General features: G+C 45.0%; 18 protein-coding genes and 1 other annotated feature. All 18 genes read right to left on the reverse strand.

The window, feature by feature from the left end; translation table 11 throughout:
* Positions 1–263 precede the first annotated feature (263 nt).
* The 18 genes from tuf to rlmB all read right to left on the reverse strand — a co-directional run bounded on the left by tuf (position 264) and on the right by rlmB (position 19,485).
* Entirely contained in the window at positions 264–1,454 is a 1,191-nt protein-coding gene (tuf, locus tag MHH86_RS28420; RefSeq protein ID WP_036680523.1) for an elongation factor Tu, read from the reverse strand.
* Positions 1,455–1,563: 109 nt separating this feature from the next.
* Entirely contained in the window at positions 1,564–3,642 is a 2,079-nt protein-coding gene (gene fusA / locus MHH86_RS28425) for an elongation factor G (protein WP_036680521.1), read from the reverse strand.
* Between the two features lie 47 nt (positions 3,643–3,689).
* Positions 3,690–4,160 carry a 30S ribosomal protein S7 gene (gene rpsG, locus MHH86_RS28430; protein WP_036680520.1) on the reverse strand — a complete coding sequence of 157 codons (471 nt, stop codon included), beginning with the start codon at positions 4,158–4,160 and terminating at the stop codon, positions 3,690–3,692.
* Positions 4,161–4,205: 45 nt separating this feature from the next.
* On the reverse strand, positions 4,206–4,625 hold the full coding sequence (rpsL, locus tag MHH86_RS28435) for a 30S ribosomal protein S12 (RefSeq protein ID WP_036680518.1): 420 nt from the start codon (positions 4,623–4,625) through the stop codon (positions 4,206–4,208).
* Between the two features lie 133 nt (positions 4,626–4,758).
* Complete coding sequence (locus MHH86_RS28440; RefSeq protein ID WP_038573459.1) at positions 4,759–5,010, reverse strand: ribosomal L7Ae/L30e/S12e/Gadd45 family protein; 252 nt, start codon at positions 5,008–5,010, stop codon at positions 4,759–4,761.
* A 180-nt stretch (positions 5,011–5,190) separates the two neighbouring features.
* On the reverse strand, positions 5,191–8,802 hold the full coding sequence (rpoC, locus tag MHH86_RS28445; protein WP_036680514.1) for a DNA-directed RNA polymerase subunit beta': 3,612 nt from the start codon (positions 8,800–8,802) through the stop codon (positions 5,191–5,193).
* Positions 8,803–8,918: 116 nt separating this feature from the next.
* Positions 8,919–12,464, reverse strand: a complete 3,546-nt coding sequence (gene rpoB, locus MHH86_RS28450; RefSeq protein ID WP_038573461.1) for a DNA-directed RNA polymerase subunit beta — start codon at positions 12,462–12,464, stop codon at positions 8,919–8,921.
* A gap of 422 nt (positions 12,465–12,886) precedes the next feature.
* Positions 12,887–13,486 carry a class I SAM-dependent methyltransferase gene (locus tag MHH86_RS28455; RefSeq protein ID WP_076099618.1) on the reverse strand — a complete coding sequence of 200 codons (600 nt, stop codon included), beginning with the start codon at positions 13,484–13,486 and terminating at the stop codon, positions 12,887–12,889.
* Positions 13,487–13,597: 111 nt separating this feature from the next.
* Positions 13,598–13,957, reverse strand: a complete 360-nt coding sequence (gene rplL / locus MHH86_RS28460; RefSeq protein WP_036680508.1) for a 50S ribosomal protein L7/L12 — start codon at positions 13,955–13,957, stop codon at positions 13,598–13,600.
* A 65-nt stretch (positions 13,958–14,022) separates the two neighbouring features.
* Complete coding sequence (rplJ, locus tag MHH86_RS28465; protein WP_076099619.1) at positions 14,023–14,526, reverse strand: 50S ribosomal protein L10; 504 nt, start codon at positions 14,524–14,526, stop codon at positions 14,023–14,025.
* A gap of 64 nt (positions 14,527–14,590) precedes the next feature.
* Positions 14,591–14,743, reverse strand: a sequence feature (ribosomal protein L10 leader region).
* 67 nt (positions 14,744–14,810) lie between these two features.
* Complete coding sequence (gene rplA / locus MHH86_RS28470) at positions 14,811–15,503, reverse strand: 50S ribosomal protein L1 (RefSeq protein ID WP_036680504.1); 693 nt, start codon at positions 15,501–15,503, stop codon at positions 14,811–14,813.
* 82 nt (positions 15,504–15,585) lie between these two features.
* Positions 15,586–16,011, reverse strand: coding sequence for a 50S ribosomal protein L11 (gene rplK, locus MHH86_RS28475; protein ID WP_036680502.1), 426 nt, complete (start codon positions 16,009–16,011; stop codon positions 15,586–15,588).
* A gap of 74 nt (positions 16,012–16,085) precedes the next feature.
* Complete coding sequence (gene nusG / locus MHH86_RS28480; protein WP_036680499.1) at positions 16,086–16,619, reverse strand: transcription termination/antitermination protein NusG; 534 nt, start codon at positions 16,617–16,619, stop codon at positions 16,086–16,088.
* Between the two features lie 21 nt (positions 16,620–16,640).
* Positions 16,641–16,832, reverse strand: coding sequence for a preprotein translocase subunit SecE (gene secE / locus MHH86_RS28485; RefSeq protein WP_036680497.1), 192 nt, complete (start codon positions 16,830–16,832; stop codon positions 16,641–16,643).
* Between the two features lie 20 nt (positions 16,833–16,852).
* On the reverse strand, positions 16,853–17,002 hold the full coding sequence (gene rpmG / locus MHH86_RS28490; RefSeq protein ID WP_076099620.1) for a 50S ribosomal protein L33: 150 nt from the start codon (positions 17,000–17,002) through the stop codon (positions 16,853–16,855).
* Between the two features lie 391 nt (positions 17,003–17,393).
* Positions 17,394–18,038: an RNA polymerase sporulation sigma factor SigH gene (gene sigH, locus MHH86_RS28495; protein WP_036680496.1), complete on the reverse strand. Its 645-nt coding sequence runs from the start codon at positions 18,036–18,038 to the stop codon at positions 17,394–17,396.
* Positions 18,039–18,196: 158 nt separating this feature from the next.
* Positions 18,197–18,718 (reverse strand): NYN domain-containing protein, encoded by a 522-nt coding sequence (locus tag MHH86_RS28500; RefSeq protein WP_036680494.1) that lies wholly within the window; start codon positions 18,716–18,718, stop codon positions 18,197–18,199.
* Between the two features lie 2 nt (positions 18,719–18,720).
* A complete protein-coding gene (rlmB, locus tag MHH86_RS28505) occupies positions 18,721–19,485 on the reverse strand; it encodes a 23S rRNA (guanosine(2251)-2'-O)-methyltransferase RlmB (RefSeq protein ID WP_076099621.1) in 765 nt (254 codons plus the stop codon).
* Positions 19,486–19,489: the final 4 nt, after the last annotated feature.

Below are 19,489 nucleotides of genomic sequence, written 5' to 3' on the forward strand. Positions count from 1 at the left end.
ATTAACACCCTCCCACAACTCCTATTATTTTACATTATTATACCTCCTTCATTTTACTCTAAGATTAGTATAATTGTAAACAATCGATTGTTGTAATTTGACGAATTATGTAGAAAAAGATCATATTGTTATGCTTTATTATCAATTGGTGTCGAATAATAAATCTTTCTCAAAAAAAAAATAAAAAAAAGCCCCTGATTCTCCGCAAGAAGAATCAGGGGTGTTTGTAATTCGGAATCTACCCGCAGATAGAAGTCGAATTATTATTTTTGGATAGAAGCTACGCTACCAGCACCAACTGTACGGCCACCTTCGCGAATGGAGAATTTAGTACCTTCTTCAATAGCGATTGGGGAGATCAGTTGTACGGTTACGGAGATGTTATCACCAGGCATAACCATTTCAGTACCTTCTGGCAAGTTGATGATACCAGTTACGTCAGTTGTACGGAAGTAGAACTGTGGACGGTATCCAGTGAAGAAAGGCTTGTGACGGCCACCTTCTTCTTTTGTCAGAACGTAAATTTGAGCAGTGAACTCAGTGTGTGGTTTAACGGAGTTCGGCTTAGCCAATACTTGGCCACGCTCGATCATGTTACGGTCAACACCACGAAGCAATGCTCCGATGTTGTCCCCAGCTTGAGCGGAATCCAGCAATTTACGGAACATTTCTACGCCCGTAACTACGGATTTCTTAGTATCTTCATGAATACCAACGATTTCGATTTCTTCTCCGACTTTAACTGTTCCGCGTTCTACGCGACCAGTTGCCACAGTACCGCGGCCAGTGATGGAGAATACGTCTTCGACAGGCATCAAGAAAGGCTTGTCAGTTTGACGCTCAGGAAGTGGAATGTACTCATCGATTGTTTCAAACATTTCGATGATTTTTTTAGCGTAATCGCCATCTGGGTTTTGCAGAGCTTCACGAGCAGAACCACGGATGATTGGAGTATCGTCGCCTGGGAAGTCATACTCGCTAAGCAAGTCGCGAACTTCCATTTCAACCAATTCCAACAACTCTTCGTCTTCAACCATGTCGCATTTGTTCAAGAAGACAACGATGTAAGGAACGCCTACTTGACGGGACAACAGGATGTGCTCGCGAGTTTGTGGCATTGGGCCATCAGCTGCGGATACAACCAGGATAGCTCCGTCCATTTGCGCTGCGCCAGTGATCATGTTTTTAACATAGTCGGCGTGACCAGGGCAGTCTACGTGAGCGTAGTGACGGTTAGGAGTTTCATATTCAACGTGGGAAGTGGAGATTGTGATACCACGTTCGCGCTCTTCAGGAGCTTTGTCGATTTGATCGAATGCGATAGCTGCGCCACCGTAAGTTTTGGACAATACAGTAGTGATTGCAGCAGTCAGAGTCGTTTTACCATGGTCGACGTGACCAATAGTACCGATGTTAACGTGCGGTTTGTTACGTTCAAACTTTGCCTTTGCCATTTGAACAGTTCCTCCTTAATGTGGGGTTCCTTATATTTGAGCCGCCCGCATACGTGTAATCTTAGATGACTGAGTGTTTATACCCGGGACGGCAAGTTAAAACTGGTAATTATTCAGCGCCTTTGTTCTTTGCAGCGATCTCTTCCGCAATGGATTTAGGAACTTCTTCATAGTGAGAAAGCTCCATTGAGAATACGCCACGTCCTTGTGTACCAGAACGAAGTGTTGTAGAGTATCCGAACATTTCGGAAAGAGGCACCTTAGCACGGATAATTTGCGCTCCACCACGGGAATCCATACCTTCGATACGGCCACGGCGGGAGTTCAGCATACCCATTACATCACCCATATATTCCTCAGGAACAGTTACTTCTACTTTCATGATTGGCTCAAGCAGGACAGGCTTACACTTGTCTTTAGCTGCTTTGAGTGCCATCGAACCGGCAATTTTAAATGCCATTTCGTTGGAATCGACATCATGATAAGAACCATCTACGATGGTAGCTTTAACGTCTACTAGCGGGAAGCCAGCAAGTACGCCGTTTTTCATTTGTTCTTCAATACCCGCAAGTGCAGGAGCGATGTACTCTCTAGGAACCGAGCCACCCACAACTTTACTTTCGAATTTGCTACCAGTACCTGGTTCGAGGGGTTCAAATTCAACCCATACGTGACCGTATTGACCACGACCACCAGATTGGCGTACAAATTTACCTTCGACGCGAGCAGGTGCCTTGAACGTTTCGCGGTAAGCAACCTGTGGTTTACCCACATTGGTTTCTACTTTGAACTCACGACGCATACGGTCGATGATGATGTCCAAGTGAAGTTCACCCATACCAGCCAGGATTGTTTGGCCTGTTTCTTCATCAGTGTGAGCACGAAGAGTTGGATCCTCTTCAGTCAACTTTCCGAGAGCAACACCCATTTTATCTTGGTCAGCTTTAGTTTTTGGTTCAACAGCGATCTCGATAACTGGATCAGGGAAGTTCATTGATTCCAGAATTACTGGATTCTTCTCATCACACAGTGTATCACCTGTACTGGTATCTTTCAAACCAACAGCAGCTGCGATGTCGCCAGAATACACGATGGAAATTTCTTGACGGCTGTTCGCATGCATTTGAAGGATACGACCAATACGTTCACGCTTGTTCTTAGTTGCATTAACTACGTATGATCCGGACTCAAGTACGCCTGAGTAAACACGGAAGAACGTAAGTTTACCAACATAAGGGTCTGTCATGATTTTAAATGCCAAAGCTGCAAACGGCTCTTCATCCGAAGAGTGACGAACAGCTTCTGTACCGTCATCAAGATGTCCAGTAATAGCTGGAACGTCAAGAGGAGATGGCAAGTAATCAACAACAGCATCCAGCATAAGCTGAATCCCTTTGTTTCGGTAGGAAGATCCAGCAATTACAGGGAACAATTTAACTTCAACTACGCCTTTGCGAATTGCAGCTTTAATTTCCGGAATTGTAATTTCTTCGCCTTCCAAATACTTCATAGTCAGATCCTCATCAAGTTCAGCAACTTTCTCGATCAACTCGAGACGCAGCTCCTCAACTTTGGCCAAATATTCTTCCGGAATATCCGTTACTTCGATGTTTTGGCCCAGATCATCTCTGAACATGTGTGCTTTTTGCTCAACTAGGTCGATAATACCAGTGAAATCACTTTCTGCACCAATTGGCAATTGAATAGCAACTGCATTGGCTTGAAGGCGATCACGCATAGTTTCGATTACGTTAAGGAAATCCGCACCGATAATGTCCATTTTGTTTACATATGCAATCCGGGGAACGTTATAACGGTCAGCCTGTCTCCATACGGTTTCAGACTGAGGCTCAACGCCCTCTTTTGCACTAAATACACCAACTGCCCCATCCAATACACGCAGGGAACGTTCAACTTCAACAGTGAAGTCAACGTGTCCTGGGGTATCAATGATATTGATGCGGTGACCTTTCCACGCAGCAGTCGTAGCAGCGGACGTAATCGTGATTCCGCGCTCTTGTTCTTGCTCCATCCAGTCCATTGTAGCAGCACCCTCGTGAACTTCACCGATTTTGTGCGTACGGCCTGTATAGAAAAGAATCCGCTCTGTGGTAGTTGTTTTACCAGCATCAATATGCGCCATGATCCCGATGTTACGTGTATTTTTTAAGGAGAACTCTCTAGCCATGAAATGGATCTCCCTTCAAAATATAAGTTATTTGAATGACCTTTATCCTACCAACGGTAGTGAGCGAACGCTTTGTTTGCTTCAGCCATTTTGTGTGTATCTTCACGTTTCTTAACAGAAGCGCCTGTGTTGTTGGAAGCGTCGATGATCTCAGCCGCCAAACGCTCTTCCATAGTCTTCTCACCGCGGTTGCGAGAGTAGTTTACGAGCCAACGTAATCCCAGAGCAGTACGTCTCTCCGGTTTAACCTCGATAGGTACTTGATAGTTAGCACCACCGACACGACGAGCTTTGACTTCCAAAACCGGCATGATATTCTTGATGGCAGCTTCGAAAACTTCCATCGGATCTTTACCCGTACGTTCTTCAATCAATTTGAATGAATTGTACAGAATGCTTTGAGCGACACCTCTTTTACCACCCAGCATAATGCGGTTAATCAAACGAGTAACCAACTTGCTATTATACAACGGATCTGGCAATACGTCTCTCTTTGTAACTGGACCTTTGCGTGGCATGGATATCCCCCTTTCTTAAATGTTTATTATTCAGATATTGTTATCTTACTTCTTAGCTTTAGGACGTTTTGCACCGTATTTAGAACGAGCTTGCATCCGGTTAGCTACACCTGCTGTATCCAAAGCACCACGAACGATATGGTAACGAACCCCTGCAAGGTCCTTTACTTTACCTCCGCGAAGTAATACAACACTGTGCTCTTGTAAGTTATGTCCGATACCCGGGATATAAGCTGTTACCTCGAGACGGTTCGTCAAACGAACACGGGCATATTTACGAAGCGCTGAGTTTGGTTTACGTGGAGTCATTGTGCCTACACGAGTGCACACACCGCGTTTTTGCGGAGCGCTCAAATTTGTAGCCTCACGCTTGAGGGCGTTATACCCTTTTTGAAGAGCGGGAGATTTAGATTTTTCGATTTTGGCTTGACGGCCTTTACGAACCAATTGGTTAATTGTTGGCATGTTGTTGCCACCCCCTTCCTGAAATGATAGTCGATTTAAGAACTCTAAGCCCACAGACCCAGGCGGTTCATAAAAAGACAAATGAAAAGTTCTTGCCGCTGGTGTTCACCCCAGTACAAAAACATTTCTGTAGCTATTGTTTTAAGACGGCTGCCATCGCAGCGCCAACTTCTATTCCGCAGGCCTTGCCCAAATTCAGCATCGTATCCACATATGTGATCTTAACACCTTGTTTGTTACAAAGCAAAACTATCCTGGAAGTAAGCCTTTGATCTCCGTCCTCTGCCACATAGACTTCTGCGGCTAGGCCCAACTCTACCGCCTTGACGGTTTGTTTGGTACCGATCTTGACCTGAGCATCCTGTAGTCCTCTATCATCAGTCATTCTCTTTACCTCCAATGAACAAGGATAACATGGCTACTCACGCACCTTAGACATTTTAGCATTATCAATAGATGGTGTCAAGAAATTCAGCAACAATTTTTATAGAAATTATACACAGCAGAACACTCATGCCACACCTATGAGTAGGTATGACATGAGCACACTACCATGATTGCTAATTTATTCAGCAGGAACCGTCTCTAATGATTCAAGTTCGCTTTCTGCATTTGGATCACTTAGCTTAACGTTACGGTAACGGTTCATCCCAGTACCTGCAGGAATCAACTTACCGATAATAACATTTTCTTTAAGTCCAAGCAACTTATCTACTTTACCTTTGATAGCAGCGTCTGTTAGGACACGAGTAGTTTCTTGGAATGATGCAGCTGACAAGAAGGAATCAGTTTCAAGAGACGCCTTGGTAATACCGAGCAAGACTGGTTTAGCAACAGCAGGCTCTTTACCAGACAAGATAGCTTCCTTGTTAGCACCTTCGTACTCATGAATATCCGCAAATGCACCTGGCAACAGACTTGTGTCACCTGCGTCAATAATACGGATCTTCCGAAGCATTTGCTTGATCATAACTTCAATGTGCTTATCATTGATCTCAACGCCTTGGTTACGGTATACACGCTGTACTTCTTGCAGAATGTAGTTTTGTACCCCACGGATCCCTTTGATACGCAGCATTTCTTTAGGGTCAATCGAACCGTCTGTCAGCTCATCGCCGGCTTCGATTTCTTGGCCTTCGCTAACACGTAGACGTGAACCATAAGTTATGGAATAAGTCTTGGATTCTGCTTCACCTTGAACCTCGATTTCGCGACGGTCTTTGGTTTCACGGATTTCCTTGATTACGCCATCGATCTCACTGATTGTAGCTTGACCTTTAGGGTTACGAGCTTCAAACAACTCCTGAATACGCGGCAAACCTTGAGTGATGTCATCACCGGCAACACCGCCGGTATGGAACGTACGCATTGTAAGCTGGGTTCCTGGTTCACCGATAGATTGTGCGGCAATAATACCAACTGCTTCACCAATCTCAACGTGTTTACCAGTTGCCAAGTTACGTCCGTAACATTTCTTACAAACACCATGACGGGCACGGCAGCTCAGTACAGAACGAATTTGCAGCTTAGTTACACCTGCGTTTACAATTGCCTCCGCTTTATCGGAGTCAATCAAATCATTGCGGTGAACAATGATTTCGCCTGTTTCTGGGTGACGAACAGTTTCGAAGCAGTAACGACCTTCAATACGGTCATACAGATCTTCGATAACCTCTTTACCATCCTGAATACGACTAACTGTGAAGCCTTTATCGGTTCCACAATCTTCTTCACGGACAATAACGTCCTGGGCAACGTCAACAAGACGACGTGTCAGATACCCTGAGTCAGCGGTACGAAGTGCGGTATCGGCAAGACCTTTACGTGCTCCGTGAGTGGAGATAAAGTACTCCAAGACGGTAAGACCTTCACGGAAGTTCGCCTTGATTGGCAATTCGAAAATCCGACCTGAAGGTGTTGCCATCAGACCACGCATACCACCCAGCTGAGTGATCTGCGATTTGTTACCACGTGCTTTAGAGTCAACCATGAGCATGATAGAGTTGAAACGGTCCATCGACTTAAGCAGGATGTTCGTAAGATCATCCTTAGTCTTCGACCAGATCTCAATAACACGGTCATACCGTTCGTCATTGGTGATCAAACCACGGCGATATTGGTTAGCAACCACATCAACCTTAGCTTCAGACTCTTTCAGGATGGTAACCTTTTCCTCAGGAACAATAACGTCCGACACGGCAACTGTAACACCAGAACGTGTGGAGTAAGTGAATCCGAGTTGTTTAATTTTATCCAAAATCATAGAAGTTTTGGTTGTGTGATAAGTTTCAAAACAACGAGCAATTATCAGACCCAGATATTCTTTACCTACAGCACTGGCTTCTGGAGCGGATTCAATCAGCTCGCGAATGTTCGCGCCTTTTTCGTAGATAAAGTATTTCTCTGGTGTGCCGTGCAGCAAGTTGGTTTTGGTTGCTTCGTTGATATAAGGGAAACTACTTGGGTAGATTTCATTAAAGATGATCTTACCGATCGTAGTAATCAACATTGCATTTTGTTGTTCTTCCGTAAAGCATGTTTTGCCAAGTGCTTTAGCCGGAATAGCAACACGAGCATGAAGTCCTGCAGTTCCGCGTTGGTAAGCTGATACAGCTTCGTTAACGGTACGCAGAATCATACCACTACCCTTTTCTTCCTTGTTATCCATGGTCAAGTAGAAAGTACCAAGGACCATATCCTGGGAAGGTGTTACAACTGGCTTACCGTCTTTAGGGTTCAAGATATTACCAGATGCAAGCATGAGAATGCGTGCTTCCGCTTGAGCTTCTGCAGACAGAGGAACGTGCACCGCCATTTGGTCACCGTCAAAGTCGGCATTGTACGCCGTACATACGAGTGGGTGAAGACGAATAGCATGACCTTCCACCAAAATCGGTTCAAATGCTTGAATACCGAGACGGTGAAGTGTTGGTGCGCGGTTTAGAAGCACTGGGTGTTCTCTAATTACTTCTTCGAGTACATCCCAAACTTCAGGACTTACGCGTTCAACTTTACGTTTCGCGCTCTTTATGTTGTGGGCAAGGCCCTTATTAACCAATTCTTTCATAACAAAAGGCTTGAACAATTCTAGCGCCATTTTCTTAGGAAGTCCGCACTGATACATCTTGAGGTACGGTCCTACAACGATAACGGAACGTCCAGAGTAGTCAACCCGTTTACCGAGCAAGTTCTGGCGGAAACGTCCTTGTTTACCTTTCAGCATATGGCTGAGCGATTTAAGTGGACGGTTACCAGGACCGGTTACCGGACGTCCCCGACGGCCGTTATCGATGAGAGCATCGACAGCTTCCTGGAGCATCCGTTTTTCGTTCTGCACGATAATGTCAGGAGCACCGAGATCAAGCAGTCTTTTCAGACGGTTGTTCCGGTTAATAACACGGCGATAGAGATCATTCAAATCGGACGTAGCAAAACGGCCACCATCCAACTGAACCATCGGACGAAGCTCCGGAGGAATAACCGGAAGAACATCCATGATCATCCAATCAGGCTTGTTGCCGGAGTTACGGAATGCTTCAATGACTTCCAGACGTTTGATCGCCCGGTTACGGCGTTGGCCTTGGGCCGTACGCAGTTCTTCTTTGAGGAATTCCAGCTCTTTATCGATGTCGATATCTTGAAGAAGCTTTTTAACAGCTTCGGCACCCATGCCGGCTTGGAACCCGTAACCGTATTTTTCACGGTAGCTACGATATTCTTTCTCGGACAGAAGTTGTTTCTTTTCCAGTGGAGTTTCACCTGGATCCGTTACAACATAAGATGCGAAATAGATAATTTCTTCAAGTGATCTTGGAGACATATCTAGTGCAAGCCCCATGCGGCTTGGGATACCTTTGAAATACCAGATATGAGATACCGGAGCAGCCAATTCAATGTGACCCATACGTTCACGACGAACTTTAGCACGGGTAACCTCAACGCCACAACGGTCGCAGACTACGCCCTTATAACGGACACGTTTGTATTTACCGCAATGACATTCCCAGTCTTTTTGTGGTCCAAAGATACGCTCACAGAAAAGACCCTCTTTTTCCGGTTTCAATGTACGATAGTTAATGGTTTCCGGTTTCTTAACTTCTCCGCGGGACCATGAACGAATCTTCTCCGGAGAAGCGAGTCCGATTTTCATAAATTCAAAATTGTTAACGTCCAACAAGGAGCAACCCTCCTTAACCTAATCCTGATTTAGTACCGCTTTGCCCTCTTCTGACTGTTACATCAAAAGAGGGCGTGCGGTCCTTTATAAAATGGAACTTTTAAGCTCCAGCTTGATTATTCTACTCCGACTTCTGAACCTTCTAAATTGAGGCTTAGTTTGTCGCCTGACGTCTCGTCCTCATCGTCCAATTCTCTCATTTCAATTTCCTGCTCGTCACCGCTAAGAATCTTAACATCCATACCCAGGGACTGCAGTTCTTTGATCAATACCTTGAACGACTCAGGAACACCTGGTTCCGGTACATTTTCACCTTTGACAATGGATTCGTACGTCTTCACGCGACCAACCACGTCATCGGATTTCACGGTCAAAATTTCTTGCAATGTATATGCAGCACCGTAAGCTTCAAGCGCCCACACTTCCATCTCCCCGAAACGCTGTCCACCAAATTGAGCTTTACCACCCAATGGTTGTTGCGTAACTAGTGAGTAAGGTCCTGTTGAACGGGCGTGAATCTTATCATCAACCATGTGCGCCAGTTTGATCATGTGCATGACACCAACAGTAACTTCACGTTCGAAGCGTTCACCTGTACGGCCATCATACAGTACAGTCTTACCATTACGCTGCATACCTGCTTCTTCCATCGTATCAAACACGTCGTACTCACGCGCTCCGTCGAATACTGGCGTTGCAATGTGAATTCCCAGACGCAATGCGGCCATACCAATATGGACCTCAAGCACCTGTCCGATGTTCATACGAGAAGGAACGCCCAGAGGGTTAAGAACAACCTGTACTGGCGTACCGTCCGGAAGGAACGGCATATCTTCTTCTGGCAGGATACGGGCAACGACACCCTTGTTACCGTGACGTCCGGCCATCTTGTCACCCTCAGAAATCTTACGTTTCTGAGCGATGTAGACACGAACCAATTGATTTACACCAGGAGGCAGCTCATCGCCGTTCTCACGTGTAAAGACTTTAACGTCCACGATAATACCATCACTACCATGAGGAACGCGTAAAGAGGTATCCCGTACTTCACGAGCTTTCTCACCAAAGATAGCGTGCAGGAGACGTTCTTCTGCTGTCAGTTCAGTCACACCCTTAGGAGTAACCTTACCAACCAGAATGTCACCAGCGCTGATTTCCGCACCGATACGGATGATTCCGCGCTCATCAAGATTGCGCAGAGCTTCTTCGCCGACGTTCGGAATATCGCGCGTAATTTCTTCAGGTCCCAGTTTAGTGTCGCGAGCTTCAGATTCGTATTCTTCGATATGAATCGAAGTATATACATCTTCCTTAACCAGCTTTTCACTTAACAGGATCGCATCCTCATAGTTGTAACCTTCCCAAGTCATGAACGCAACGACTACGTTACGGCCAAGAGCAAGTTCGCCCATTTCTGTGGAAGGACCGTCTGCCAGGATATCACCCTTCTTAACAATGTCCCCTCTTTTAGCTAGAGGACGTTGGTTAATACAGGTACCTTGGTTAGAACGCATAAATTTGTGTAATTTATATTTAACGATATCGCCTTTAACTTCCTTGCCTTCGACAGTCTCAACGCGACGCAGCCAAATTTCATTAGCTGAAGAACGTTCGATAATACCGTCATACTTGGAAACGATACATACGCCAGAATCCTTAGCGGATTTATGTTCCATCCCTGTTCCGACCAGCGGAGCTTTTGGAATTAGAAGCGGAACGGCTTGACGTTGCATGTTAGATCCCATCAGTGCGCGGTTGGAGTCATCGTTCTCAAGGAACGGAATGAGCGCCGTAGCGACAGATACAACCTGTTTAGGCGAAACGTCCATGTAATCGACACGATTACTTGGCATCGTTGTAATGTTGTCTGAGTCTTTGTTGTAACGAACGATTACCATATCTTCTTTAAAGGTGCCATCTTCTTCGATCAACACGTTAGCCTGAGCAACTACATAATTATCTTCCTCATCAGCAGTCAGATAGTCAATTTGCTCAGTCACCTTACCAGTCTTCGGATCCACCCAACGATACGGAGCTTCAATAAAGCCGTATTCATTGATGCGGGCAAAGGTGGACAAGGAGTTGATCAACCCGATGTTTGGACCTTCCGGCGTTTCAATTGGACACATCCGACCGTAGTGACTGTGATGGACGTCACGAACTTCAAAGCCCGCGCGTTCACGTGTCAAACCACCAGGTCCGAGGGCGGACAGACGACGTTTATGCGTAAGTTCCGCAAGCGGGTTCGTCTGATCCATAAATTGAGACAGCTGGGAGCTACCGAAGAACTCTTTAATAGACGCGATGACCGGACGAATGTTGATCAGAGCCTGAGGCGTAATCGCATTAGCATCCTGAATCGACATTCTTTCACGTACAACACGTTCCATCCGGGACAAACCGATACGGAACTGATTCTGCAAGAGTTCACCTACAGAACGCAGACGACGGTTACCCAAGTGGTCGATATCATCGGTATTGCCAATTCCGTGAAGCAAATTAATAAAGTAGCTGATTGAGGATATAATATCAGCTTGAGTAATATGCTTAACAGATTTGTCGATGTTGCCGTTAGCGATCAGCTTAATAACCCGGCCTTCTTCAATTGGCGAGAATACGTCAATTGTTTGAAGAGGAATATCTTCGCTGTCCATAACTCCACCAGTAACGCGGTAGTTTTTAAAGGCAACATTTTTTTCGAAATATGGAATCAATTCATCAAGCAATCTACGATCGACCATTTGGCCGGATTCTGCCAGGATTTCTCCAGTAGAGTCATCAACCAAAGGCTGAGCAAGACGTTGATTGAAAAGACGGTTCTTAATGTGTAGCTTTTTATTGATTTTGTAACGGCCTACGTTAGCTAGGTCGTAGCGTTTTGGATCAAAGAAACGCGCAACCAGCAAACTTTTGGCATTGTCTAGTGTCGGCGGTTCGCCCGGACGCAAACGCTCATAAATTTCAATAAGCGCCTTCTCCGTGGAGTCCGTGTTGTCTTTATCCAGCGTATTGCGAATATATTCATCATTGCCAAGCAATTCCAGAATTTCGGCATCACTACCGAAACCGAGAGCACGCAAAAGTACGGTAACAGGAATTTTACGAGTCCGATCGATACGAACATACATAATGTCCTTAGCATCGGTTTCAAGTTCCAACCAGGCTCCGCGGTTCGGGATTACTGTGGCGGTGTAGGTTTTTTTGCCGTTCTTATCCACTTTTGTGCTGAAATAGACGCTTGGAGAGCGAACCAACTGGCTGACAATAACCCGTTCCGCACCATTAATAATAAAAGTGCCGGTCTCCGTCATCAGCGGGAAATCTCCCATGAACACTTCCTGCTCTTTAACCTCACCGGTCTCTTTATTAATGAGCCGCACCTTTACACGCAGAGGAGCCGCATACGTTACGTCCCGCTCTTTAGCGTCGTCAACCGTATATTTCGGTTCACCCAGGCTGTAATCAATGAACTCTAGTACCAAATTACCTGTGAAATCCTGGATCGGCGAGATGTCCTGAAACATTTCCCGCAATCCTTCCTCCAAAAACCAATCATAAGATTTTTGTTGGATCTCGATCAGGTTCGGGACCTCGAGTACCTCGTTAATTCTCGCATAGCTCCGCCGAGTGCGTCGACCATACTGAACAAGATGTCCTGCCAACTTTACTCACCCCTCATGTCTACTCACTTAAAAATTGATTGCGAACCCTTGTTTGGAACCGTATAATGGAACCATACTACAAGGATTCAGTCATAAATAAAAGAAAAGCCCTTATCGAAATCTTCGAAAAAAGAGCGCATTTATCCATGACCAAAATACTCCTTATCAAGTAGATTTGCCCAAAACGTACATATTATACGTCACCAAGCAATAGTTTATGCGCTATTATCTATTACCACGTAGCATTTGCTACGTTAGAGCATAGACAACCAACTCGCAAAAACTTGCCGTGCGGCATGCGCTAGCCGGGCGACAATATATTGCTTGACATTTCAGCAAACTAAAGACATGGAGCCTATCTTAATACTGACATTTTATAATAATACCATTATCACTATCACATGTCAATAACCTATTGTATTTTATTTTTGCGCTTTAATAATACGATAGCCTTTGTCTTTCCCTACTTCTTCCACCATTGAGAACAAGCTTTCTAGTTTTGCCACTGCGGATGGAGCACCCTGCTTCTTCTGAATCACAATCCACAGATAGCCACCCTCATTTAAATGTTCATACGCATCTTCAAAAATCTTATGCACTACAGCTTTTCCTGCACGAATCGGAGGATTAGTTAGAATCACATCGAACTTCTGCTGATCATTCAATGCGCCGAGCACATCGCTTTCCATTATCGTAACATTCCGGATTCCATTGTGCTGAGCATTCTCACGCGCCAGTTCTACCGCACGACTGTTAATATCAATCATGGTTACATGTCCTTTGGGAGCTAGGTATGCTGCACTTATGCCAATCGGCCCATAACCACAACCTACATCAAGCACCGCTGAACCGTCCGGAATTATCATAGCTTCAATAAGAACTCGGCTACCGTAATCGATGTCTCCTTTAGAGAATACACCGGCATCGCTCGTAAAACGAAAGCTTTTGCCTCTTAGTACGGTATCAATGCTACGTCTGTCATGACGTACTTCCGGCTGCTGCGAATAATAATGTTGCGACATCTCTTTCCTCCCTTTCCTATTATGTTAGCAGTTGGTATAAACGCCCTACTAACTCTATTTATAAAACAAACCCCTTGAACAAGTTCAAGGGGTTTTCAGTAATAGAAGGAATTACTTCACTTCTACAGCTGCGCCTGCTTCTTCCAATTTTGCTTTAGTAGCTTCGGCTTCGTCTTTGCTTACTTTTTCTTTGATTGCTTTTGGTGCGTTGTCTACAAGATCTTTAGCTTCTTTCAAGCCAAGACCAGTGATTTCGCGAACGATTTTGATAACGTTGATTTTGGAAGCGCCAGCGCCTGTCAAAATTACGTCAAATTCGGATTGCTCTTCAGCTACTGCTGCTACCGCACCGCCAGCTGCTACTGGAGCTGCTGCAGTTACGCCGAATTCTTCTTCAATTGCTTTAACCAGGTCGTTCAGTTCCAATACGCTCATGCCTTTAATTGCTTCCAAGATTGCTTCTTTACTCATGATTGAACCTCCATTTTATATTTAAATTTATTTGTGGTATTGATTATGCTGCAAGAGTCAAAGGCTTACGCGCTTTGTTCTTCTTTTTCAGCAACAGCTTTAACTGCAAGCGCGAAGTTGCGCATTGGAGCTTGAAGTACGCTAAGCAGCATGGACAGCAAACCATCGCGGGATGGAAGCTCAGCCAGTGCTTTCAGTTGTTCCGCGTCAATGACACGACCTTCAACTACGCCGCCTTTCAATTTCAAAGCGTCGTTTTTCTTGGCGAAATCGTTCAAAATTTTAGCTGGTGCTACTGCATCAGTTGTGCTGAATGCGATAGCTGTTGGACCAGTCAAAACTTCATCCAATTCACTCAACTCAGCCGCAGCAGTTGCGCGACGTAGCAATGTGTTCTTCAGGACTTGAAACTCAACGCCAGCTTCACGAAGTTGCTTACGCAGTTCAGTCACTTGGGAAACGTTCAATCCACGGTAGTCAGCTACAACAGTCGAAAGACTGTTTTGCAGTTTTGCAGTAACGACGTCAACCGCGTCTTGTTTTGCTTGAATTACTTTTGCATTTGCCAATGTATACACCTCCTGAAAATTTATGTGTCGGCGTTCTTTCCAAGGAAAGCTTCACCGCTCCTACGCAGGCAGTAGAAAAGCCTCCGCAGAATCACGAAGGCTTGATAAAACGAAAGTTATACGAGCGAGCTCGTTACTTCTTGTTTCTATCACAACACCTCGGTAGGAAATTAAGCACTAAGGCACCTACTGTCTACGGTAAGCATATTCAAGGTTAAGATTGATACCTTAAGTTTCACAACTGTTATAGATTATCAAAATTGACTCAAAGAGTCAACCCTTAATTATCTGAAGACGGTTGTGTTCACACGAGCGCTAGGTCCCATTGTAGAAGAAATCGAGATGCCTTTAAGGTATACACCTTTAGCAGCAGCTGGTTTCGCACGGTTCAAAGCGTCGATAAGAGCTTTAAGGTTATCGTTCAATTGTGCAGCATCAAAGGACACTTTGCCGATTGGCGCGTGAATTTGACCTGCTTTGTCGAGACGGTATTCGATTTTACCGGCTTTGATTTCTTGCACAGCCTTGGAAACATCGAATGTAACTGTGCCAGCTTTAGGGTTAGGCATAAGACCTTTACCACCAAGCAGACGACCCAGTTTACCGACTTCACTCATCATATCAGGTGTAGCTACGCAGACATCAAATTCAAACCAGCCTTGTTGAATTTTGTTGATCATGTCTTGATCACCAACAAAATCAGCGCCAGCAGCTTCTGCCTCTTTCGCTTTTTCACCTTTTGCAAATACAAGCACGCGTTGTGTTTTACCAGTGCCGTGAGGCAGGACAACAACACCACGAACTGCTTGGTCTTGTTTACGCGGGTCTACACCCAGACGAACTGCTGCTTCAACGGTTTCGTCGAACTTAGCAGTCGCTGCCTTTTTCACAAGCTCTACAGCTTCTGAAGGCTCGTAAGTTGCTTCGCTGTTGATCAGCTTAGCAGCTTCTTGGTATTTCTTACCATGTTTAGCCATGAAAATGTTCCTCCTTTGTGGTGTTAGCGGAAATTCCTCCCACATACTTGCGGGTCACGAATGACCGATTCTTCGAAAACTACTAGTCTTCGATTGTGATACCCATACTGCGGGCAGTACCTTCAACCATACGCATTGCAGCTTCAACAGTTGCAGCGTTAAGGTCAGGCATTTTTGTTTCAGCAATTTCACGTACCGCAGCGCGGCCGATTTTTGCTACTTTTTTCTTGTTTGGTTCGCCGGATCCTTTTTCTACTTTAGCAGCGATGCGAAGCAGAACAGCAGCCGGAGGAGTTTTAGTGATGAAAGTAAAGGAACGGTCTTCAAATACTGTAATTTCAACCGGAATGATCAAGCCAGCCTGGTCGGCAGTACGAGCATTAAATTCCTTACAGAATGCCATGATGTTGACACCTGCTTGACCTAACGCCGGACCTACTGGAGGCGCTGGATTCGCTTTCCCTGCAGGAATCTGCAGTTTCACCATTTTAATAACTTTTTTAGCCATGAGTGACACCTCCTTGCAAAAATAGTGGTCTTCGAACGCCAATAGCGCTCTCCCACAAGAAACCCTAGCTTATGTTATATTTTCTCCACTTGAGTGAAATCCAACTCTAGCGGGGTTTCCCGTCCAAACATGTTAACATGCACTTTGATCTTGCTCTTGTCAGCCAAAATTTCTTCCACGGAGCCCACAAAATTCGCAAACGGACCAACCATAATACGTACGGATTCCTTGATTTCGAAATCAATCTTCGCTTTAGGTTCAACCATGCCCATATGCTTCAGAATTTGTTCTACCTCTTCCGGAAGCAAAGCTGTTGGTTTAGACCCTGAGCCTGTCGAACCAACAAATCCAGTAACGCCTGGAGTATTGCGGACAACATACCAGGAATCATCAGTCTGAACCATTTCCACCAAAACATATCCGGGGTAAACTTTACGCATAACGGTTTTTTTCTTACCGTCTTTGTTTACGATTTCTTCTTCCATAGGAACAAGAACGCGGAATATTTTGTCTTCCATGCCCATGGACTCAACGCGCTTTTCCAAATTGGCTTTGACCTTATTCTCATACCCAGAATAGGTATGAACGACATACCATCTTTTTTCCATATCAAGCCACCTGGGACCTCTCTAAATAATCGCTTCAATCACAGCGGAAATACCGATGTCCAGAACCCAGAAGTAAATAGCGACAACTACAATCGTACCGAGAACGATCAATGTATAGTTGGTCAATTCTTTACGACTTGGCCAGCGAACCTTTTTGAGTTCACTCCAGCTCTCAGTGAAAAAGGAAAACATAGACTTGAAACTACGTTTCATGCCGACTACACCTCCACAGACTATCTGGTTTCGCGATGAGGAGTTTGCGAGTTACAATACTTGCAAAATTTCTTCATCTCCATGCGGTCGGGGTGATTTCGCTTGTTTTTGGTAGTCGCATAGTTTCTTTGTTTGCAACTTGTACAAGCCAAAGTGATAATTACCCGCATGATGTGCACCTCCCGAGACGTCCTTCCAATTCACATTAGAAGACGCAAATATTGATCCTAAAAAAAAGCCGCGAATTTAGGCCTACCTAAAACACTTTAGCATAATGTCAAGGTCTGTGTCAACGAAAGAATTCCGTTCTGCACTGGGTAATTCCGGGTTTAGTAGTCATATGGCCGTACCCTGTCTTTGGGTCTATCTCTTCCTCACACTTCGCTGTCTTCCTTACCATTATGGGGTATTCCGTCTGTGTATAAACCTACCTTCAACGGCAACGACTAAAATCGGCTCAAATAGTAATTTATGGTGCAAGCACCTAATTCTATCCGAGTGATTTCAAAAAGACTAAAAAAAAGAACTCGATGTCCGAGCCCTCTCTTGTTCATTATATCATCAATTGTCACGTACTTCTAGATATCTTTCTAATTTCCTTTTTACTCGTTGTAGAGCGTTATCAATAGACTTTACATGCCGCTTAAGATCTTCAGCAATCTCTTGATAGGATCTTCCGTCTAAATACAACATCAGAACCTTGCGCTCCAAGTCACTTAGAATCTCCGCCATCTTATCTTCAAGACCAATGAATTCTTCTTGATTAATAATTAGCTCTTCTGGATCTAGAACCTGTGTTCCACAAATGACATCCATAAGTGTTCTATCAGAATCTTCGTCATAAATGGGCTTGTCCAAGGAAACATAAGAGTTCAGCGGAATATGTTTCTGACGAGTGGCCGTCTTAATAGCCGTTATAATCTGTCGTGTAATGCAGAGCTCAGCAAAAGCCTTGAATGAAGAGAGCTTGTCACCTTTAAAGTCACGAATAGCCTTGTATAGACCAATCATTCCTTCTTGTACAATATCTTCACGGTCTGCCCCGATCAAGAAATAAGAGCGGGCTTTAGCACGTACAAAGTTACGGTATTTATTAATCAAGTGTTCTAATGCGCCACTGTCGCCACCACGGAAAGCCTCGACAATATCTTCATCACTTATGAAATCATACTCAGACAGCATTATTTCCTTGAGGTCGACACTCACCAAGAATCCCCCCGGCTGCAACGCAAGACACATCGTTACTTCGCGAAATATAGGATCAGTATATATTATGTTACCTTCCACCGTCAACCGGAGTTTGTCCAAAATCAATCTAGAATAGCATAAATTGGAATAAAATATTTCCTGATTCTTCCTCGATCTCACTGTCTGCGCCATTTTTCCAGCTTACTGCGCACATCGGGAGGCAGTTTGTCTTCCAAAGAATGACGAGTAGAACTGACACCGCCAGGTTCGATAGCTTTTTTTACTTGTTTTTGATTCTCTTCAATTTCCAGATGCAATTCCCTTGCCGAAATTCGCAATGCACCTTGTGCAAAAATAATATGCTGCTCTATAAAATCACTCGTAGCCACATAGATCTGCCGGCGCCGATTGCTATATTCCCCAACCAGTCGCTCAATGCATTCATCTGCGGTTTCTTTTTCCTTGGTGAAGTACACCTGGACCTTACCCTGGACAAAAGACCTTCCCAACCCCGGAACACGGTATGCATCAAAAACAGCAATAACTCTTCGTCCAGAGAAAGCCTGGTAATCTGCCAGCAAATCCATCAAGCGGTCGCGTGCTTCCTGCATACCAATCTGGGACAGTGCCACAAGTTCCGGCCAGCCACCGATCATGTTATATCCATCCACAAGCAGCACATCGCGCCAGTCGGCCATAGCTATCCCTGCAGTTGCCGGCGGCGTATCACTTCATACATAATGACTCCTGCGGCGACAGAGGCATTTAATGAATTGATCTTTCCGGCCATCGGCAGCTTAAGAAGCACATCACATTTTTCACGAATCAGGCGTCCCATTCCTTTATTCTCATTGCCGATTACAACAGCTACCGGACCCGTGAAAATATCGGATTGGTATAGATTCTGATCGGTATCCACGTCTGTTCCTACTACCCAGACTCCCTGCTCTTTTAGACGGTCAATGGTCTGACCCAGGTTTGTAACCCGGGCAACCGGAACATACTCCACAGCACCCGCGGATGTTTTGGACACGGTCGCAGTTATCTGAGCCGAACGGCGTTTAGGTACGATTACCCCATGTACTCCAGTACAATCCGCCGTCCGCAGAATCGAGCCCAGGTTATGAGGATCTTCAATTTCATCAAGCAAAATAAGGAATGCCGGTTCTCCTTTGGCTTCTGCTATAGCTAACAAATCATCCACTTCAACATAGGCAAATGGTGCTGCTTGTGCAACCACCCCTTGATGCTGCACACCTGGTGCCAGTTGATCCAACTTACGCTTGTCCACATGCTGAATGACAATTCCCGCTTTCCGGGCTTCGGCAACGATGGGTGCTGTCAGATGCTTCTGGGCTGTCTCTGCAATCCAAATTTTATTTAATGTACGACCAGCACGAAGCGCTTCAAGCACAGAATGCTTCCCTGCCAATATTTCCTCTTCATTCTTCAATTCTTCTTCCATGTTC

This window comes from Paenibacillus sp. FSL F4-0097, assembly GCF_038593125.1.
GTDB lineage: Bacteria > Bacillota > Bacilli > Paenibacillales > Paenibacillaceae > Paenibacillus_AQ > Paenibacillus_AQ odorifer.